The organism is Roseibacillus ishigakijimensis (genome assembly GCF_016595415.1).
Classification (GTDB): domain Bacteria; phylum Verrucomicrobiota; class Verrucomicrobiia; order Verrucomicrobiales; family Akkermansiaceae; genus Roseibacillus; species Roseibacillus ishigakijimensis.
In genome coordinates, this window is record NZ_JAENIO010000017.1 from 1 (window position 1) to 17547 (window position 17547).

Annotated in this window: 16 protein-coding genes; 9 read left to right on the forward strand and 7 right to left on the reverse strand. The window is 60.6% G+C overall.

Translation table 11 applies throughout. From position 1 onward, the window contains the following. Positions 1–635 precede the first annotated feature (635 nt). Complete coding sequence (locus JIN78_RS08115) at positions 636–1256, forward strand: HNH endonuclease (protein WP_200391457.1); 621 nt, start codon at positions 636–638, stop codon at positions 1254–1256. Here the strand turns inward: JIN78_RS08115 and ald are convergent. After that, on the reverse strand, positions 1249–2370 hold the full coding sequence (ald, locus tag JIN78_RS08120) for an alanine dehydrogenase (RefSeq protein ID WP_200391458.1): 1122 nt from the start codon (positions 2368–2370) through the stop codon (positions 1249–1251). The genes JIN78_RS08115 and ald overlap by 8 nt on opposite strands. A 57-nt stretch (positions 2371–2427) precedes the next feature. Further along, positions 2428–2874 (reverse strand): GtrA family protein, encoded by a 447-nt coding sequence (locus JIN78_RS08125; protein ID WP_200391459.1) that lies wholly within the window; start codon positions 2872–2874, stop codon positions 2428–2430. A gap of 142 nt (positions 2875–3016) precedes the next feature. Between JIN78_RS08125 and recN the strand changes: the two genes are divergently transcribed. After that, positions 3017–4669, forward strand: a complete 1653-nt coding sequence (gene recN, locus JIN78_RS08130; protein ID WP_200391460.1) for a DNA repair protein RecN — start codon at positions 3017–3019, stop codon at positions 4667–4669. Between the two features lie 15 nt (positions 4670–4684). Next, on the forward strand, positions 4685–5215 hold the full coding sequence (locus tag JIN78_RS08135; RefSeq protein WP_200391461.1) for an ATP-dependent zinc protease family protein: 531 nt from the start codon (positions 4685–4687) through the stop codon (positions 5213–5215). A gap of 13 nt (positions 5216–5228) precedes the next feature. Here the strand turns inward: JIN78_RS08135 and JIN78_RS17720 are convergent, their stop codons facing one another. The 3 genes from JIN78_RS17720 to trhA form a co-directional block, all read right to left on the reverse strand. Then, positions 5229–7136 carry an ABC transporter ATP-binding protein gene (locus JIN78_RS17720; protein WP_200391462.1) on the reverse strand — a complete coding sequence of 636 codons (1908 nt, stop codon included), beginning with the start codon at positions 7134–7136 and terminating at the stop codon, positions 5229–5231. Between the two features lie 157 nt (positions 7137–7293). Next, complete coding sequence (locus JIN78_RS08145) at positions 7294–8076, reverse strand: 3-keto-disaccharide hydrolase (RefSeq protein ID WP_200391463.1); 783 nt, start codon at positions 8074–8076, stop codon at positions 7294–7296. A gap of 42 nt (positions 8077–8118) precedes the next feature. Then, the gene (trhA, locus tag JIN78_RS08150) at positions 8119–8769 is read right to left on the reverse strand and encodes a PAQR family membrane homeostasis protein TrhA (protein WP_200391464.1); all 651 of its coding nucleotides are present in this window, start codon (positions 8767–8769) and stop codon (positions 8119–8121) included. A 120-nt stretch (positions 8770–8889) separates the two neighbouring features. Here trhA and JIN78_RS08155 point away from each other — a divergent pair, with 120 nt between their 5' ends. The 3 genes from JIN78_RS08155 to JIN78_RS08165 all read left to right on the forward strand — a co-directional run bounded on the left by JIN78_RS08155 (position 8890) and on the right by JIN78_RS08165 (position 11395). Beyond that, positions 8890–10617, forward strand: coding sequence for a mechanosensitive ion channel (locus tag JIN78_RS08155; RefSeq protein ID WP_200391465.1), 1728 nt, complete (start codon positions 8890–8892; stop codon positions 10615–10617). A gap of 68 nt (positions 10618–10685) precedes the next feature. Continuing rightward, complete coding sequence (locus tag JIN78_RS08160; protein WP_200391466.1) at positions 10686–11150, forward strand: carboxymuconolactone decarboxylase family protein; 465 nt, start codon at positions 10686–10688, stop codon at positions 11148–11150. Next, on the forward strand, positions 11147–11395 hold the full coding sequence (locus JIN78_RS08165) for a hypothetical protein (protein ID WP_200391467.1): 249 nt from the start codon (positions 11147–11149) through the stop codon (positions 11393–11395). The genes JIN78_RS08160 and JIN78_RS08165 overlap by 4 nt, the downstream gene beginning before the upstream one ends. 52 nt (positions 11396–11447) lie before the next feature. Here JIN78_RS08165 and JIN78_RS08170 read toward each other — a convergent pair whose 3' ends face one another. Next, positions 11448–12539 (reverse strand): formylglycine-generating enzyme family protein, encoded by a 1092-nt coding sequence (locus tag JIN78_RS08170; RefSeq protein ID WP_200391468.1) that lies wholly within the window; start codon positions 12537–12539, stop codon positions 11448–11450. A 61-nt stretch (positions 12540–12600) separates the two neighbouring features. On the opposite strand from JIN78_RS08170, the gene hisA reads away from it, so the two are divergent. The 3 genes from hisA to JIN78_RS08185 are packed head-to-tail and all read left to right on the forward strand — an operon-like array spanning position 12601 to position 15301. Beyond that, positions 12601–13380 (forward strand): phosphoribosylformimino-5-aminoimidazole carboxamide ribotide isomerase, encoded by a 780-nt coding sequence (gene hisA / locus JIN78_RS08175; RefSeq protein ID WP_200391469.1) that lies wholly within the window; start codon positions 12601–12603, stop codon positions 13378–13380. Beyond that, positions 13377–13730 (forward strand): acyl-CoA thioesterase, encoded by a 354-nt coding sequence (locus JIN78_RS08180; RefSeq protein ID WP_200391470.1) that lies wholly within the window; start codon positions 13377–13379, stop codon positions 13728–13730. Before hisA ends, JIN78_RS08180 begins: the two co-directional genes overlap by 4 nt. Next, positions 13727–15301 carry an NAD(P)/FAD-dependent oxidoreductase gene (locus tag JIN78_RS08185; protein ID WP_200391471.1) on the forward strand — a complete coding sequence of 525 codons (1575 nt, stop codon included), beginning with the start codon at positions 13727–13729 and terminating at the stop codon, positions 15299–15301. The genes JIN78_RS08180 and JIN78_RS08185 overlap by 4 nt, the downstream gene beginning before the upstream one ends. 585 nt (positions 15302–15886) lie before the next feature. On the opposite strand, the gene JIN78_RS08190 is transcribed toward JIN78_RS08185, so the two are convergent. Continuing rightward, positions 15887–17500 (reverse strand): bifunctional GNAT family N-acetyltransferase/carbon-nitrogen hydrolase family protein, encoded by a 1614-nt coding sequence (locus JIN78_RS08190; RefSeq protein ID WP_200391472.1) that lies wholly within the window; start codon positions 17498–17500, stop codon positions 15887–15889. Between the last annotated feature and the right edge of the window lie 47 nt (positions 17501–17547).

The window sequence follows — 17547 nt, forward strand, 5'->3', positions numbered from 1 at the left end:
CAGAAGCCTCAACACCAACCTTGAAATCGACGAATAAATAGCCAATCTCACGCCAACGACCACCGAGAGTTTTAACGACCTGTGGGACATCCCCTAAGAAAACCTGGCTTCAATCAAGAATGCATTTTCTCGATATGGAGAGAGGTTTTTCGAGATTTATTGTGAAGAAATCTCCCCCAATTCCTACATGGCATCATTTGATGATTCACCCAGATGAGGAACGAGGAAACCATACGGCGGAAAGGAATATTCACGCATTTTGTGACTCTGTCGAAGAACTGCAGGGTGTGGTGAGTGATCTCTGGGCCCGTGCAACGAAGAGAATTATCGATCTTGGGTATCGGGCTCTTCGGCGGAGAATCTGTCTCGGATTCGCCGTATTTTCAGGGATTTGCCCGTGGGGGAAGTGGTTTCCGGCGCCCCCTGATTCGGCCCTAGTGACGAGGGTCTGCCCGTGAGAAGAAATACCCACGCTCGCCTCTTCCGCAACAACCCGGGGTCGCACGCGGCGAGTCCCCAGGACAATTTTCTCACGAAGAGCGAGGAGGGGCAGGATGGCACGCAGTCAAACTCCGCTGAGCTTTCGCGTTGAAACTTGGCAAAAAGCTCGCTAAGAGGTGATCAGCTGAAAAGTTATGGATGCCGTTCTCAACCGACCCGTCCTGGTGCTCAACCGCCTTTGGCAGCCGGTGCAGACCTGCTCTGTCCGGCGAGCACTCAAGCTTCTCTGCCTCGGCCATGCCCAAGTGGTGCAGACCGAAGGGGAAGCGAAATATCAGACCCACACCCTGACGTCGTGGGTCGAACACTCCCTCTCGTCCGTTTCCCACTTGGCCGATGAGGTGATTCACTCCGTGAAAGTTGCCTTGGTCGTGCCGAAAATCATCGTGTTGGGGGCTTATGATCGAATGCCTCGCAATGAGGTCAAATTCACCCGCCACAATGTTTTTCTGCGCGACCAGTTCACTTGTCAGTATTGTCACCAGCGATTTAGTGAGAAGGACCTCAATCTCGACCACGTCTTCCCCCGCGATAAGGGCGGGCAGACCACTTGGGAGAATATCGTGACTTCTTGTATCCGGTGCAACACTCGGAAAGCGAACAAGCTGCCCCATGAGACCAATATGCGGCCGCTGCGCGAGCCCAAGCGGCCCCGCTGGCGTCCGCTCTTTGGCTCCAAGGCCGATGGCAAAGCTCACCAGAGTTGGGAGCAATTCATCCAACCGGACAAGGAGCGCGTGCAGATGGTCAATTAGCTCCGCCCTGTAGCGCTTCGGCAGGGGTTAGGGCCGTCAAGCCGTGGGCTTTGGCCACCGGCTCGGAGGTGAGCTGTCCGCGGTGGACGTTGATGCCTTTTTGCAAATTGGGCAGGCTGCGCAGGGCCTCTTCGACGCCCCGGTCGGCGAGCTGGGTGAGATAGCTTTGAGTGACGTTGTTCAGCGCCTGGGTGGCGGTGCGGGCGTAGGCCCCCGGCATATTGGCGACGCAGTAGTGGAGGACGTCCTCCTCGAAATAGGTGGGATCGGCATGGGTGGTCGGGCGGGTGGTTTCCGCGCAGCCCCCTTGGTCGACCGCGATATCCACCAGCACCGATCCCGGCTGGAGAAGCTTGAGCATGTCGCGCGTGATGAGCTTGGGGGCGGCAGCTCCCGGCACGAGGACGGCCCCGATGACGAGGTCGATGCGAGGGAGGATCTCCGCCAGATTCGCTTCCGAGGAGTAGAGGGTGTGCGCTCCATGCATGGTGATGTCGAGGAAGCGCATGCGCTCGAAGTCGACCTCCAGAATCGTCACATCCGCGCCCACTCCGGCGGCGACCCGGGCCGCGTTCAATCCCGCGGTGCCGCCACCGATGACCACTACGCGGCCGGGGGCCACTCCCGGGATGCCGCCGAGGAGAATGCCCCGGCCTCCCCGGTGATTGGCGAGGTGGTAGGACCCCACGATACTCGACATCCGGCCCGCGATTTCCGACATGGGCTCCAGCAAGGGCAGTCGACCGTTCACTTCCACCGTTTCATAGGCGATGGCGGTGCAGCCACTGGCGAGCAATCCCTCGGTGAGTGCTTTGTCGGCGGCCAGGTGCAAGTAGGTGAAGAGCGTTTGCCCTTGGCGGAGCATGGCAATCTCCTCGGGCTGCGGTTCCTTCACTTTCACGATCAAATCGCCTTCGGCGAAAACATCGGCGGCGGTGGGCAGGAGACGGGCTCCAGCCGCGCGATAATGGTCGTCAAGGTAGGAAGAGCCGACTCCAGCTCCTTCTTGCACAAAGACTTCATGCCCGCGGGCGACGAGACCTTTGACGACGGAGGGAATGACGGAGACTCGGTTTTCTTGGGATTTGATTTCTGTCGGAACACCAATTTTCATAGTTTTGAGGGTGCCCGCCCTAGCAGTTGGAGTGCCTCCGGCGGGACTACTTCATCACTATTGTCGAAAAATGAGAAATTTGCGCGCAAAAAAGTTCCCCAAGGCGGCCACGGCGGGAAAACCGATGTTGGCGATGTGGGTATTGAGAGAGAGGGTGCGGATGATGAGGTCCAGGGAGTAGAGGGCGGGGAAGAAGCCTAGGGCCGAGGCGAGGAAGAAAAGACCGACTTCGGTGCTCTTGCGGTGGCGTCCCCCTTCAAAGACGAAGCGAAGGTTCAGATAATAGGCCACAGCATTGGAGAGGAAAAAGGCGATGGTGTTGTTCTGGGCCGAGCGCCAGAAACGGAGCTCGTCGCCCAGGGATTGGTCAAAGGCGGGATTGATGGTCAAACCCAAGGCATTCACGATGCTCCAATGGACGAGAAAGGCGGTCACTCCACAGCAGAGATATTTGACGAATTGGGGAGCGATTTGGTGGGTGGCAGCGAGGACTTTCGGGAGCATGGTGAGTTGCGGCGAGGGAGCCTAAGGCTCAGCAGGGGGGATGAAAAGGTCAATTGACGAGCGCAGGAGGCCTTTGAACATGCCTTGCCCGGGGATTGCCAGCGGGCCTTCGGGGTGAAATAGTCGCGCCCGTTCATCACTTATGCTCGCCGTTATTCGCATTCAGAATCTCGCCCTTGTCGATCAGCTGGTCTGGGAGGTTGGCCGTGGCCTGGTGGGCGTGACGGGGGAAACCGGGGCGGGAAAATCGGTCATTGTGGGAGCCCTCAAGCTCGTCCTCGGCGAACGGGCGGACAAGGGACTGATTCGAACCGGGGAATCGGCCTGCACGGTGGAAGCCGTCTTTGACCTCGCTGAGTCCTCCGCGGTTGATGCTGTGCTGGAGGAAGCCGGGCTCGCGCCCTGTGAGGATGGGCAGCTCATCATCCGGCGAGTGGTGGGGGAGCGGGGCAACCGGCAATTTGTGAACGATTCGCCCGCCACTCTCACCTTGCTGAAGTCTCTCGCCGAGCGCCTCGTCGACCTGCATGGGCCTGGCGAGCAGCAGAGCTTGCATTCCATCGAGCGTCAATTGGGCATGCTGGATGCCTATGCCGATGGCGAGGCCCCGCTGCGGGCCTATCGGCAGGCGTGGCGGGAGTTCGTGCAAGCGCGCGACGCCTACCAGGAACTGCGTAGCTCGGAGGAGGCCGGGGATGCCGAATTGGAGCTTCTGCGGCACAAACAGCAGGAAATCGAAGCGGCCGACATCCGGCTGGAAGAGATCGCGGGCCTGGAAGAGCGCTATCAGCAGGTCAGCAATGGAGCCCGGCTGGGCGAACTGGCAGGTGAAGTCGTGGAGCTCCTCTCGGGCGAGAGTGGTGTGGTCAATCGATTAGGAGATCTACAGCGGTTGGCTCATGAATTGGAGCGCCTCGACGGTGGCAATGAAGACCGTTTTTCCGGCTTGGAATCCGCTTTGCTGGAGCTGGAGGAAATTGAAAGCAGCGTGCGCGATTACCTCGAAGAACTCGAGATGGATCCGGCGGAAGCGCGCGAATTGGAAGAACGAGTCGATCTGCTGGAATCTCTCAAGCGGAAATATGGTCCCACCCTTGAGGATGTCGTGGCGACCGGGGAGGCTGCTGCCGCGCGCTTGGATAGTCTTGAGAACCGGGGAGAGCGGCTTGCTGAACTGCAACAAGCTCTGGAGCGGGCCCGCGAAAAGGTGCAGGACTCCGGAAAGGCTCTCAGCCGTTTGCGCAAGCGGGCGGCCCCCCGTTTGTCCAAGGAAGTGAAAGGGCATTTGCGGGATTTGGGCTTCAAACAGGCCGAATTCGAAGCTGTTTTGCAGAAGCGAAAGGAAGCCGGGCCGAATGGCTTGGAAGATGTTGAATTCCAATTTGGTCCTAATCCCGGGGAACCGCTCAAGCCCCTGCGCAAGGTGGGCTCCAGCGGCGAGCTGGCCCGGGTGATGTTGGCGGTGAAGAGTGCTTTGGCGGAGAAGGACGCTACTCCCTTGATGGTATTCGATGAAATCGACGCCAATGTGGGAGGTGAAGTGGCCGCCGCCGTGGGACGCAAAATGGCCGCTCTCGGCGAGGCTCACCAAGTTGTCAGCATCACTCACTTTCCCCAAGTGGCCGCCGTTGCCGCCCACCATTACCTCGTGGAGAAAGTGGTGGAAAAGGGGCGGACCTTCTCCCGGCTGCGGGAGGTGCAGGCTGCCGATCGCATCGCCGAGCTGGTGCGCATGTTGGGAGGAGGCGGACAGGAAGCCGAATCCATGGCTCGCAAGTTATTGGAAACGAATTAAAAACTCTCTGAAGCAATGAAAGACTATCGAGTGGCCCGAATCTCACAACAAGCCGAGCCCGTGTGGGGCAAAGACCGTTCCGCCGGAGAAAAACTGGTCATCGGCCGGCGCGAATGGATCGCCTTGCCCCAGCTCGGGGTGCCGGTTCTCCACGGAAAAATTGATACCGGGGCCTATCGCTCCAGCTTGCATGCGGAACAGATCGAGCGTTTTCAGCGCGACGGGGAAGAGTGGGTGCGCTTCGTGACCCACTCGCAGGATGGCCGGGCCATTTCGTGTGAGAGTGTGGTGGCCTTTTGCAAGCGGGTGAAAAGCTCCACCGGGGAAGCTCGTGAACGTTGCTTCCTGCGCACCAAATTCCGCACCCCGGGAGGGCTGGAGTGGGTGGTCCGCATCAGTCTGGCGGATCGCTCGGAGATGACTTTTCCTCTCCTGATCGGGCGCCGTGCGCTCAGTCGCCGATTCGTGGTGGATACCGCCCAGAGCCACCTTCTGGGCTCCCAGAGCGACCTCACCGGCAAGCATTGGCGGCGGAAAAAGTCGTAAGAGAAGAGGGCCGTCAGTTCAGCCCCAGCTCCGCTTTCCGTTCTTCCAGCTCTTCCCAGCGGGCGTAGTGCTGGGCGACGACCTTTTGCGCCTCTTCCAGCTTGGCGGTCTCGGCGGGGAGCTCGTCGTAGTGCTCGACCTGGAAGGCGGGATCGTTGAGTTTTTCCTCGATGGCGGCGACCGCTTCTTCAGCGGCCAGGATTTTATCCTCGATGGTTTCGAGGTCTTCCCGCTCGCGATTGGAAAGGGGCTTGGCCCGGCGCTGGTCCTTGGGGGGGGCGGCAGGCTTGGTGGTCTCGCTTTTGCTTTTGTCGTAGGCCGCCATTTGCAGGCGCTCGGCTTTCTCGCGGGCTTCCCGCTTTTCGAGATAGTAGGAGTAGTTGCCCGGCTGGACGACCACGCCGCTGTCTTCGAAGGCTACGATTTGGTCACAAATACGGTCGAGGAAGTAGCGGTCGTGGGAGACGGTGATGACGGTGCCGGGAAAGGCGGCGAGGGCTTCTTCCAGCAGGCGCAGCGAGGGGAGGTCGAGGTCATTGGTGGGCTCGTCCAGCACGATGAGGTTGCCGCCGTTTTTGAGGACTTTGGCCAGCATGAGGCGGGCGCGTTCCCCGCCGGAAAGGAGGTCCACGCGCTCGTTGATGCGCTCGTCGCTAAAGCCGAAGCGGCGCAGGTAGGAGCGGGCGGAGATGGTTTCTTCTCCGAAGAGAATTTTGTCGTTGCCGTTGGAAATCTCGTCCAGCAGGGAGCCGGTGCCTTCCAGCTGCATGCGCCCTTGGTCGATGTAGTTGACCTTGACCCGCCTGCCGAGGGTGGCGTGTCCGGCGGAGGGCTTGATTTGGTCGAGGCAGAGCTTGAGGAGGGTGGTTTTGCCAGTGCCATTGCGGCCGACGATGCCCGTCGTTTCGCCCGGGCGGAACTGCAGATCGAGATTGCGGAAGAGCCAGCGGGGGTCACTTTCGGTGCCGACATTGACGCCCGCTTTTTCCAGTTCGATAACCACGTTGCCCAGACCGGGCGGCGGGGGGATGAGGAGGTCCATCTCGAGATCCTGAGCGGGGGCCTCCTGGTCCTTGACCTCGTAGAAGGCGTCGAGACGGCTGCGCGATTTGGTGGTGCGGGCCTTGACCCCGGCGCGCACCCACTCCAATTCGTCTTTGAGGAATTTCTGCCGTTTGCGTTCGGCGTTGCTGACGATCTCCTGGCGGATGGCCTTGCTCTCGAGAAAGGCGGTGTAGTTGCCGGGGTGAGAGTAGGCCTTACCGTGGTCGATCTCGATGATGCGGGTGGCGATGACGTCGAGAAAGTAGCGGTCGTGGGTCACGAAGATGACCGCGCCGGTGAAGTTCTGCAGGGTCTCCTCCAGCCAGCGGATGGACTCGGCGTCAAGGTGGTTGGTGGGCTCGTCGAGGAGGAGGAGGTCGGGGCGGGCGACGAGGGCGCGGCAGAGGGCGACGCGGCGTTTTTCTCCGCCGGACAGGGAGGTGATGGGGGAAGAGAGGTCGGGCGTGCCCAGGGCCTCGGCGGTGGTCTTGATGCGCAGTTCCAGATTCCAACCATCGGCGTGGTCGATGAATTGGAGGAGTTCGGCGAGCTCGCTCTCGCTGCCTTCGCCCGCTTCATACTTGCGCAGGGCCTCGGCGAGGTCGGCCACGCCGGCGAGAATGTTCTCGCGCACCGTGAGGGTGCCATCGAGCTCGAATTCCTGGGGCAGGTAGCCCACGCGGAGGCCACGGCGCAGGGCGATCTCGCCGCTATCGGGTTCGTTATCGCGGGCGAGAATTTTCAGGAGGGAGGTCTTGCCGCAGCCATTGCGACCCACCATGCCGACTTTTTCACCGGCCTCCACCGCGAGGGTGACGCCATCGAGGAGATTCTGGGGGCCGTAAGCGAGGGTGAGGTCAGTGGCAGAGAGAAGCACGTGGGCAGACTTGGAGAAAGCCGGGCCCGCTGGCCAGTTTTTTCGTCATTGGAGCGAGGGCTTCTTTGGGTGAGGAGTGGTTCGGCGGACGGCTGCGGCGAGCCGTCCCTACCGATTGGTCCAAAAATGGCCGTGGTTGTGCCCGCTTCGCCAAGAATTAGGGCTGCTGGTCATACTCGCCGAGGGGACGGACCCAGATGTTGCGGTACTCGATGGGGTCGTTGTGCCACTGGAGGGAAATGGGCGCCTTTTCGGGATGATTTTCGGGGTAGCTGGCGAGCTTCTGGTGCTGGGTGGGACCGAGGGCTTTGAAACCCGCCTGCACCACCACGCCGTTGAAGAGGACGGTGATCTCGGCAGGTTTGCTCACTTTGCCATCCTTGTAGACGGGGGCCTTGAAGATGATGTCGTAGCTCTGCCATTCGCCTTGCGGGGTGGCCGGATTCACGAGCGGAGGAGTCTGTCCGTAAACGGCACCCGCTTGACCATCGGGGTAGGTTTGGTTGCTGTGGCTTTCGCCGACTTGCACCTCGTAGCGGCCCATGAGAAAGATGCCGGAGTTGCCTCCCTGTTGCCCTTTGACCTCGCGATCAGCAGGAACGCGGAACTCCAAGTGGACTTGGCAATCGCCAAAGGATTCCTTGGTCACCAAGGAGCCTGGAGAGGCGATGAGAATACCGTCTTCTACCCGCCAGTTGCCGTTCCAAGCCTCGGTGTTGCTGCCGTCGAAAAGGACTTTGGCATCGCTGGGCGCAGAGATTGCTACCGCTCCCGCCGATTCGACTTTGCGGGGTTGCGGGCGGGTGGTGTCGTGGACGGAGTAGGGAGTGCCCGTGATGGTGGGGGCGTCGGGATACTGCTTTTTGCTGGTGTCGATTTTGTGCTCGGCAGGGAGAAATCCAGCAGGCAGGAGGGAGAGAAGGGCAATGGTCTTTTTCATCGTATCGTTACTGAAAAAGACTGGCGGCAGGCGGTCAATCTTTCAGCGCAAAATGTGTAAGATGATGGCCAAGGCGTGGCAGGTGGAGCCCGCCAGAACGAAAAGGTGCCAGATGGCGTGATTGTAAGGGAGTTTACGCCAGGAGAAGAAAACGACCCCGCCGGTGTAGGAGAGACCGCCGGCGACGAGGAGCCAGAGTCCGGCGGGAGGGAGCTCCCGGATGACCGAGGGCAGGATGGCGACAACCAGCCAACCCATGGCCACGTAGAGGGCGGTGGAGGCCCAGTGCTCGCGGTTGTGCCGCATGAGGGCTTTGGTCAAAATACCTCCCAAGGCGAGAAACCAGATAACGCCGAAAATGCTCCAGCCGAGAGGACCCCGGATGGCCACGAGGGTGAGGGGGGTGTAGGAACCCGCGATGAGGAGATAAATGGCAGAGTGGTCGAATATCTGGAAAAGCTCCTTCACCCGGGGGCTGGAGAAGCAGTGGTAAAGGGTGGAGGAGAGGTAGAGCAGGATGAGCGTCGAGCCGAAGACAATGCCCGAGACCAGTGCCCAGGCGTCCTTGGCCACCAGAATCATGATGACGAGCCCGAATATGGAGGCTGCCACTCCAAGACCATGGGTGATGGCGGAGGCGAGTTCTTCCCGGGGACTGTCGCAAAGCGGGGAGCGGTTGTTGGCTTGGCTCACGTCGGAAATGATAGCTCCACCGCACCTCTTGGCAAGCGGCGAGCTGTCACCAAGCCTTGCCCGATGACGAATTGCCGTTAGGGTGCCCGCGATCTCGAAACCCAAATCCGGACCTGCTTCATGAAACCTCCCCTTTTTTACGCTCTCCTCTTCTTGTTCTCGTCCCTGCTGCCCATGGCGGGACAGGAGTCCGTTCCCGCGCCCTCTGCCGATTCCCAGGCAACCGAAAAAGTCAAAGCTCCCAATGGATTCGATAGCCTTTTGTCTGTGCTCTCGTCCTACCGCACCTTGCGCGAGCAGCAGGTGACCCTGCGTGAGCAGGTGCGAGAGCTGACTGCGGCAGGCGCGACTGCGGAGGGTGAACCCGGCGCGGAAGCCCTCGCCAAGGCCCAGGCCGAACTGACCCGCAACACGGAGAGCATTGCCCGCCTCAAGGAGCGCATCGAAGAGTTGGCGCTGGGTTCCCGCTACCAGGAATCCGGGGAAGGGGAGGAGGCCAGCTATGATTTCAATGAAGAAATCCAGATGCTGCTGCAGCCGAGTCTCGAGGAACTCCGCGAGGTTACCGAGCCCACGCGCAAGCTGGCCCGTCTGCGCACCGAGGTGCTCGATCTGCAGAATAAGGAGGAGGACTTGGAGCTGGCCTTGGGCAAATTGCAAAAAGCCATCGAGGCCACCGACTCCAGCGAGTTGAAGAATGATTCCGAAATCAAGGATCTCTTCGAAAGCCTGCAAATCGAGCTGGAGTCCCAGTTGTCTCTCTGCCGGGCGGACCTCGCCACCGCGAAGACGCGCTTGGATGAGATGCAGGCGGAGCGAAAGCCCATTCCCCAGCAGGTGCAGGATTCCCTATCCTCCTTTTTCGCGGGACGCGGGCGGAGTTTGTTACTCGCGGCCCTGGCTAGCTTGGCGGTCTTTTACTTACTGACCTACCTACACCGGCTTCTTTTCAAGCGACTGGGCCGGAGCCACGAAGCGGGCACCAGCTTTGCCTTCCGTCTCGCGGAGCTGGGCTTCACCGCCTTACGTTTTCTCGCTGCCATCGCGGCGGTGTTCTTTGTTTTCCTGGCTTTCAATGACTGGTTATTGGTCACCCTCACCATTCTGGTCTTCCTCGCGGTTCTCTGGGGCACGAAGGAGGCAATTCTGAAGGGATACCATAAAATGCAACTTCTCCTCAATCTAGGTCCGGTGCGCCAGGGGGAGCGCGTGCTCTACAACGGCTTGCCCTACCGCGTCCGTTCCTTAAGCGTTTATCCTCTCATTGAGAATCCGGCTCTCTCGAACAGCACCGTGCGCTTGACCATCGAGGAATTGGGTGAAATGCGCATGCGCCATGATGATGATGAGGAACCGTGGTTCATTACCGAGGTAGGGGACTACGTCCTCCTTTCCGACGGCACCTACGGCCAAGTCGCTTTCCAGAGCCCGGACCGGGTCAAGATCCAAGAAGCCGGTGGGCAGTCCAAGGTGATTCCCACCTCCGACTTTCTGTCGATGGCGCCCACTAATCTTTCCAAAGGCTACGCGGTCGCCATCACTTTCGGGATCGATTACGCCCATCAGCAGCTTGATTACAATGCGGTGGCGGAGATCTTCGCGGCCAATGCCCGGCGCAAGGTGGAGGAATTTCTCCCCGCCGAGCAGATCCTCGCCACTTTCTCCGCCTTCAAGGAGGCGGGCGCTTCCTCGCTGGACTACCTCGTGGTGGTCAAGGTCACCGGGGAGGCCCAGGACAAGCGCCCCAATCTCCTCCGCGCGCTGAGCCAAGGCTGCCTCGATGCCTGCAATGAGTATGGTTGGGGAATCCCTTTCCCACAAATGACCATTCACCGGGCGGGCGACTGAGCTAAAAGCTTGGCCGGGAAAAGGCGTTGTCTGCGCGGGAGGAATCGTGGTATTTGATTTTGTGAATTATGAGTGAAGTTGTTTACAAAAATACCCGATTCGATCCCGACCTCACGCCTTTTCATGGTCTGGCCAAAGAGATGGCGCAAGCCTTTGGCTACACTGCGGATTTGGCGGTGGACAAGGAATTGGCCCAGCTCCTCCGCCTGCGGGTGGCGCAGCGGAATGAGTGCAGCTACTGCATCATCCTTCATGCGAAGACCGCGCGCGAAATCGGCATTCCGGCTCCCAAGGTCGACAACATTTCCTCATGGTGGGAAAGCGAACTTTTCAGCGAAAAAGAGCAGGTGGCGCTGCAATATGCCGACTTTCTCACCGAAGGACAGGGGCCGGGCTTCCAGGAGGCTCACGAAGTTCTCGCCGACCTTTTCAGCGAGCGGGAAATCGCGGAAATCGCTGCTATCGTGATCAATATGAACGTCTGGACCCGCCTCAAACTGGCGCAAGGTCAAGTTCCGGGGTGGCAAGAATGAATAGCAACTGGCCACGCTACGGGATTTTCGCTGGGGTGGGCGGGCTGCTCCTGGGTGGTTTTCTTCTCCTGCGCGGGGCGACCATCACCCAAAAACAGGGCCACACCATCATTCAAGTTCGCTCCTGGTCTTTGGATATCGACCCTTCCGGCTTTCCGGGAGGAGATCGGGATTTCCGGATTTTCCGCAGCCCTTCCGCGCTACACGCGGGCCATGGCCAGTATTCGGTCTCCTTTTCCTGGTGAAAGTCTTTCCGGAATTCTCTTCATTTGAAGGGTTCCCGGCTCTTTCACTCTTTCACTCCGTCGGCAGATCTTTTACGCAACGGAACCCGGTGTGGTTGGTGGGGGAGAGGGATTCGGCATAGTGGCGGGCTGCCGGGCGATAGCGCAGGCAGTAGGTGTGGTGGCAGAGGTAGGACCCCCCTTTGACCACCCAGAGGCGGGCGAGGGGATGAAAGACCTCCACCTCCTCGGGAATGGTCATTCCGCGGGCGAAGAGGGTCGTTTCCGGCTGGGTGATGGCTTGGGCCGCCGTCGGGCCCGTCGGGTTGGGCTCCGGATTTTTCACAAACATCTGGTAGTAATCAGGACGATAGAGGTCAGCGCAGAATTCCCACACATTGCCTGCCATGTCGTAAAGACCGAAGTCATTGGGCGGAAAACTCTTCACGGGAGCGGTGCCGGCATAGCCGTCCAGGGCCCTGTTGTTGTTGGGGAAGTCACCCTGGTAGGAGTTGGCGGGCCATTGTCCGGCGTCCGGTTTGGGGCTTTTTCCCCAGGTGAAAAGCGCGTGATCGTGGTTGCCCCGCGCGGCCCGTTCCCACTCCGCCTCGGTGGGTAGCCGCTTGCCTGCCCATTCGGCATAGGCTTCCGCATCTTCTTTGGTGAGGCAGACCACGGGGTGATCCATTTTCGCGGTGATGGAGCTATCGGGACCAGTCGGGTGCTGCCAATTCGCCCCCGGCACAAATTGCCACCACTGCCATTCGGCCCCCGGCTGCCACTTGTCCACTTCTTCTTCCGGGGCCTGGAAGACCAGTGCGCCAGCCTGCAATTGCTCGGCCGGAGCCTGGGGAAAATCCTCTCGCGAAAGGCCTCGCTCCGCCTGGGTGCGATAGCCCGTCGCCTTCACAAAGGCCATGAACTGCCCATTGGTAACCTCGGTCTGGTCAATGAAGAAGGCCGAGACTGTCACCTCGTGCACGGGGGCTTCCTCCGGGTAGCGCGCCGTGCCCCCAAGGTCGCGATCCTCGCCCCGGGTGTAGGTGCCCCCGGGAATGTAGCTCATCCCTGCTGGAGCAGCGGGGAGGGCTTCCTGTTCCTCCCCTGGAGCATGGGTGGAAAAGAGGCAGGCGAGGACGAGAGGGAGGGCAGTCTTGAATGTCATGCGAGGCAGAATGAAAGTCCTAGGCTTCCGGTTTGTCAAAAACCTGATTACTTTTACGGCGATGGCGACAACAAAATTTCGACCCTGCATTGATTTGCATGAGGGTCAGGTCAAACAAATCGTGGGCGGCACCCTGACCGATCAGGGCGCGGTGGAGAATTTTGTCGCGTCCGAAGGAGCGGGCCACTTCGCGGAGCTCTTCCGGCGCGATGACCTGCGCGGGGGACACGTCATCCAGCTGGGACCGGGCAACCGCGAGGCTGCCCGGGAGGCCCTCGCTACCTGGCCCGGCGGTCTGCAGCTGGGCGGCGGCGTCACCTTGGAGAACGCCAGCGAATGGCTGGAAGCGGGAGCCAGTGCCGTGATCGTGACCTCTTATCTTTTTGACCAGGAAGGCACCTTTCAGCGTCAGCGTTTGCAAGAGCTGGCCCGCGAGATCGGCCCCGAGCGCCTCGTCATCGACCTGAGCTGCCGCCGCCGGGAGAACGGATGGCAGGTGGCCATGAACCGCTGGCAAACCCTGACCAATCTGCCCGTGACCCCTGCCGTGCTCGATGACCTGGCCGAGTGGGGTGGCGAATTTCTCATTCATGCCGCCGATGTGGAAGGCAAGTGTGGCGGCGTGGACGGGGATTTACTCGCCCTCCTGGGGGCCTGGGACGGTCGTCCCCTGACCTATGCCGGGGGAGTGGGCACGATGGCGGATATGGAGCTGGTGCAGGAGCGCAGCGGCGGGCACGTCGACGTCACCGTGGGCAGCGCGCTCGATATCTTTGGCGGCCAAGGCGTGCGCTACGCCGATTTGGTGGCGTGGAATCAGCGGGAGGAAAACGGGGAATGAAGACCCATCGCCTCGTCCTGCCCGAGGACCTCAACCAGTTCGGCTTCCTCTTCGGGGGCCGCCTCCTGAGCTGGATCGACGAGGCCTCTTGGATCGCCGCCAGTCTGGACTACCCCGCCTGCCAATTTGTCACCATCGGCATGGAGGCCGTCAGCTTCCGCCACTCCGTGCGCGAGGGCACCATCCTGGCTATCGAGAGCGAGCGCGTGCGCGAGGGTCGCACCTCGGTGACCTATGCCGTGCGCGTCATGCGGGGGCGGGAGGACAGTGGCGAAGCCATTTTCTCCACTGAAGTGAGTTTTGTGAATGTGAACAAGGCGGGCGAAAAACGCCCCCTGCGAGAAGAATGATTACGACCGTTGATATCGTGGTGTCGGTGGAAAACCGACGCGAAGAAGAGACCTGGCGCAAAGCCGCAGCCCGCAAGCTGAAGTGTCATCCTAAAAAGATCCGGGGCCTACGCGTGCTCAAGGAATCCATTGATGCCCGGCGCGCCCCCGTGAAGTTCCAGCTCCGGCTCCAGGTGGCAGTGGATGAAGACCTACCTGCCGAGGACGAGCCGCGTTACCAAGCCCCGGCCGTCGCTCCCGGAGCCCGCAAGGTGCTCATCGTCGGCTGCGGCCCGGCCGGCATGTTCGCGGCCCTCCGTTGTCTCGAACTCGGCCTCCAACCCATCGTGCTGGAACGCGGTAAAGACGCCTCCACCCGCCGCTTTGACTTGGCCCCCATTTTACGCAAAGGCACCGTCATCGAGGATTCCAATTACTGTTTCGGGGAAGGAGGAGCCGGCACCTATTCCGACGGCAAACTCTACACCCGGGCGACCAAACGCGGACCCGTCAAGCGAGTCTACGAAACCCTCGTAGCTCATGGCGCGCCTCCCGAAATCCTCGTCGATGCCCACCCGCACATCGGCTCCAATCTCCTTCCCAAGGTGGTCATGGCCATGCGCGAGAGCATTCGCGAGCGCGGGGGAGAAGTCCGCTTCGGCTGGAAGGTCACCGCCCTCCTGCGCGCTGCCGATGGCTCCCTGGAGGGCGTGCGCAATGCAGAGGGCGAAGAGCTGCGGGGCGAAGCCGTCATCCTCGCAACCGGGCATTCCGCCCGCGATGTCCTGACCATGTTGCGGCAGGAAAAAATTGCTCTCGAAGCCAAACCCTTCGCCGTCGGCGTGCGCATTGAGCACCCTCAGCCCCTCATCGACAGCATCCAATATCACTACCCCCGGGGTCAGGAGCGTCCCTACGAGCTCCCGGCCGCCCGTTATGCCTTGGCTTGCGAAATCGAGGGCCGGGGAGTGCACTCCTTCTGCATGTGCCCCGGTGGCTTCATCGTGCCCGCCGCGACCGAGAATGATGAGGTCGTGGTCAATGGCATGAGCCTGGCTCGCCGCGACTCGCCCTTCGCCAATACCGGCATGGTGGTCGGCGTCGATCCCTCCGACCTTCCTGGCGACGACGTGTTGCGGGGCATTCATTTTCAAAAAGACCTGGAGCGCACCGCCAAGCGGGCAGGCAACGGAGAGAATCGGCTGGGGCAAATCGCTCCCGCCCAACGGCTCATGGACTTCCTGGCCGGGCAGGAATCCCGCGATTTACCCGAAACCAGCTACTTTCCCGGCTTGCAAAGCTCCCGGCTCGACGAACTCATGCCCCAGTTCATCACCCGACGCATGCAGATCGGACTCAAGAAATTTGGTCGCCGCATGAAGGGCTATCTCAGTGAGGAAGCCCTCATGATTGGCTTCGAGACTCGCACCAGTTGTCCGGTGAGGGTGCCGAGAGAAGACGAGAGCTTGCAACATCCCGACGTGCCCCGACTCTACCCCTGTGGGGAAGGGGCCGGCTACGCGGGAGGAATCGTCTCCGCCGCCCTCGATGGCATGCGCGTGGCCGAAGCCATCGGCGCCCACCGTCGCTGACCCTTCCAGCGGCATCTAGCCGTCGGACAAACCGTCTCTCCAAAGCCATCGCCAAAGGAAATCTCGGCGAACGTAACTCCACTGCTACGTAGCGCCGACGCCCCGTCGGCCCCAGAGCCCACGTCGTCCAACAAATCACCGAACCCACCGGCCCCGTCCCACCGCAGTCCCGGCGTCCCAAGCTCCTCCCACAGCCCCAAGGGGGCATCCCATACCAGCCCAGGGCAACGCCCTGGGATTGTCTTTCCTGATGACGTTTTCCATCCGCCCGCCAATGCGCCACACCGCCTCCTTCAGCCGTTCGGCAAGGGTCAGCCCCGTGCCCCCCGCGTCGCTGGCTCAACCCTCTGGAAGCTTCCAGATCCGCTCTCCAATTGTCTTTCGGGTTTATCTTTGAAGAGCAAGTCATAAGAACACTTGGCCTGACCCCAGAGTTTGGACAGTTCTAAACTGTAGATTCAGTAAAGGGCTTCTTGTCTCTGCTTGTGTTGTTCTGTCAAGGTTCTGCGGAAAGATGGAGTGGAGGGCGGAGCCCGCAACGGAGTCTTTCCGCAGTTCGCGAGAATCTTGCTGTGGGAAAGCCACTCACTCTTTGTCGGGATCGAAAATATTCACGGGGCGGAAGTCCTCGTCGGCGAGATTGGGAAGTTCGTTTTTGAGGCGGGTTGAGAATTGGAAAAGGTCGGGCCGGCGGTCGCGCAGTTGACGCACGCTGCCACAGTTGCGCGAGCGATAGAGGTCGTTGATATCCAGATCGCTCACCAGCATCATTTCCACATTGGGATCGGCTTCCGCCAAGATGCCATCGCGGGCGAATTCGGCATCGCTGGGGGTGAAGATACCAGCCCGACCGTAGTGGATGTCCATTGCCGGCACGCTGGGAAGGTTGCCCACTACTCCGGCCGTAACCACGTAGATCTGGTTCTCGATGGCGCGCGCCTGCGAACAAATGCGCACCCGCTGGTAGCCGGGGCGGTCGTCGGTGCAGTAGGGGACGAAGATGATTTCCGCTCCTTGGTCGGTGAGATGGCGGGCCGCTTCCGGAAACTCGGAGTCGTAGCAAATGAGCACCCCGATACGGGCCTTGGGGGTATCGATGACACGCAATTCACTGCCTCCGGTGATGCCCCAGTATTTGACCTCCGAAGGGGTGATGTGGAGCTTGGGCTGCGACGTGTGGGAGCCGTCAGGGAAGAACACTGGGCAGGCATTGTAAATGGTGTTTTCCCGACGCATGGGATGGCTGCCGGCCACGATATGAAGCCCATATTCGCGGGCCAGGCGGGACATCAGGGCGATGAATTTGTCCTCCAGGTCAGCGAGCCGGGCGATGCCTTCGGCAGAAGGGAGGTTCTTGAGGGTGTCTTGGGAGAGAAGCTGCACCGAGAAGAACTCGGGGAAGAGAACGAAGTCCGCCCGGTAGTCGTGGGCCGTTTCCACGAAGTATTCCACTTGGTCGGCGAACTCTTGGAAGGAGTTGATCTTGCGGACCTGGTATTGCACGGCGGCCACACGCACTTTGCGCTCGTCTTTGTCTTCACTGGGAACGTAGTCGGGATTGAGCCATTCGATGAGAGTGGCGTTGTTTTTGCTGTTAGGGTCGGTGATGTAGTGCTTGAGGATGCCACGCACCACGAAGCCTTCCCGCAGTTGGAAGGAGAGCACGAGGTCTTTGATTTCGCCGGTCTCCACTCCGTGGACGTATTCTTCCGGCGACATCTTGTCGGCCACCTCGGCATAACCGTGGATGCGGCCGCCGGCGAGAATGCGACGGAGATTGAGGCTGCGGCAAAGTCGACGGCGGGCCTCGTAGAGAAGATGGCCGATACCGGCTCCGCGAATCTCCGGATCGACGAAGACATCCGCGCCATAGAGCGTGTCGCCCTGAGGATCGTGATTGTGGAAAAAACCGCCATCGGTAATGCCGGCGTAGGTGTGCGGGCGATAAGGATCGTCTCCCAGATGGACGATGAGGGAGCAGACCGCACCCACGAGACGACCGTCCAGCTCGGCGACGATTTGCCCGGCCGGAAAGAGCTGTTGATGGGTCTTGAGGTGACCGCGGGTCCAGACCACATTTTCCTCCGCCATGGCCGGAAAGCAGCTTTTATTGAGCTCGACGAGGGTGTCGATGTCGGAGGTCTCGGCGAGGCGGAGGGTGACGCTCCCGCGGGGTGTTTGATGGGTGGTCGCTTGCATGGAATCGCTAGCAAGCTAAGTCTCTTCTTCAGAGAGAAAAGCGCGAA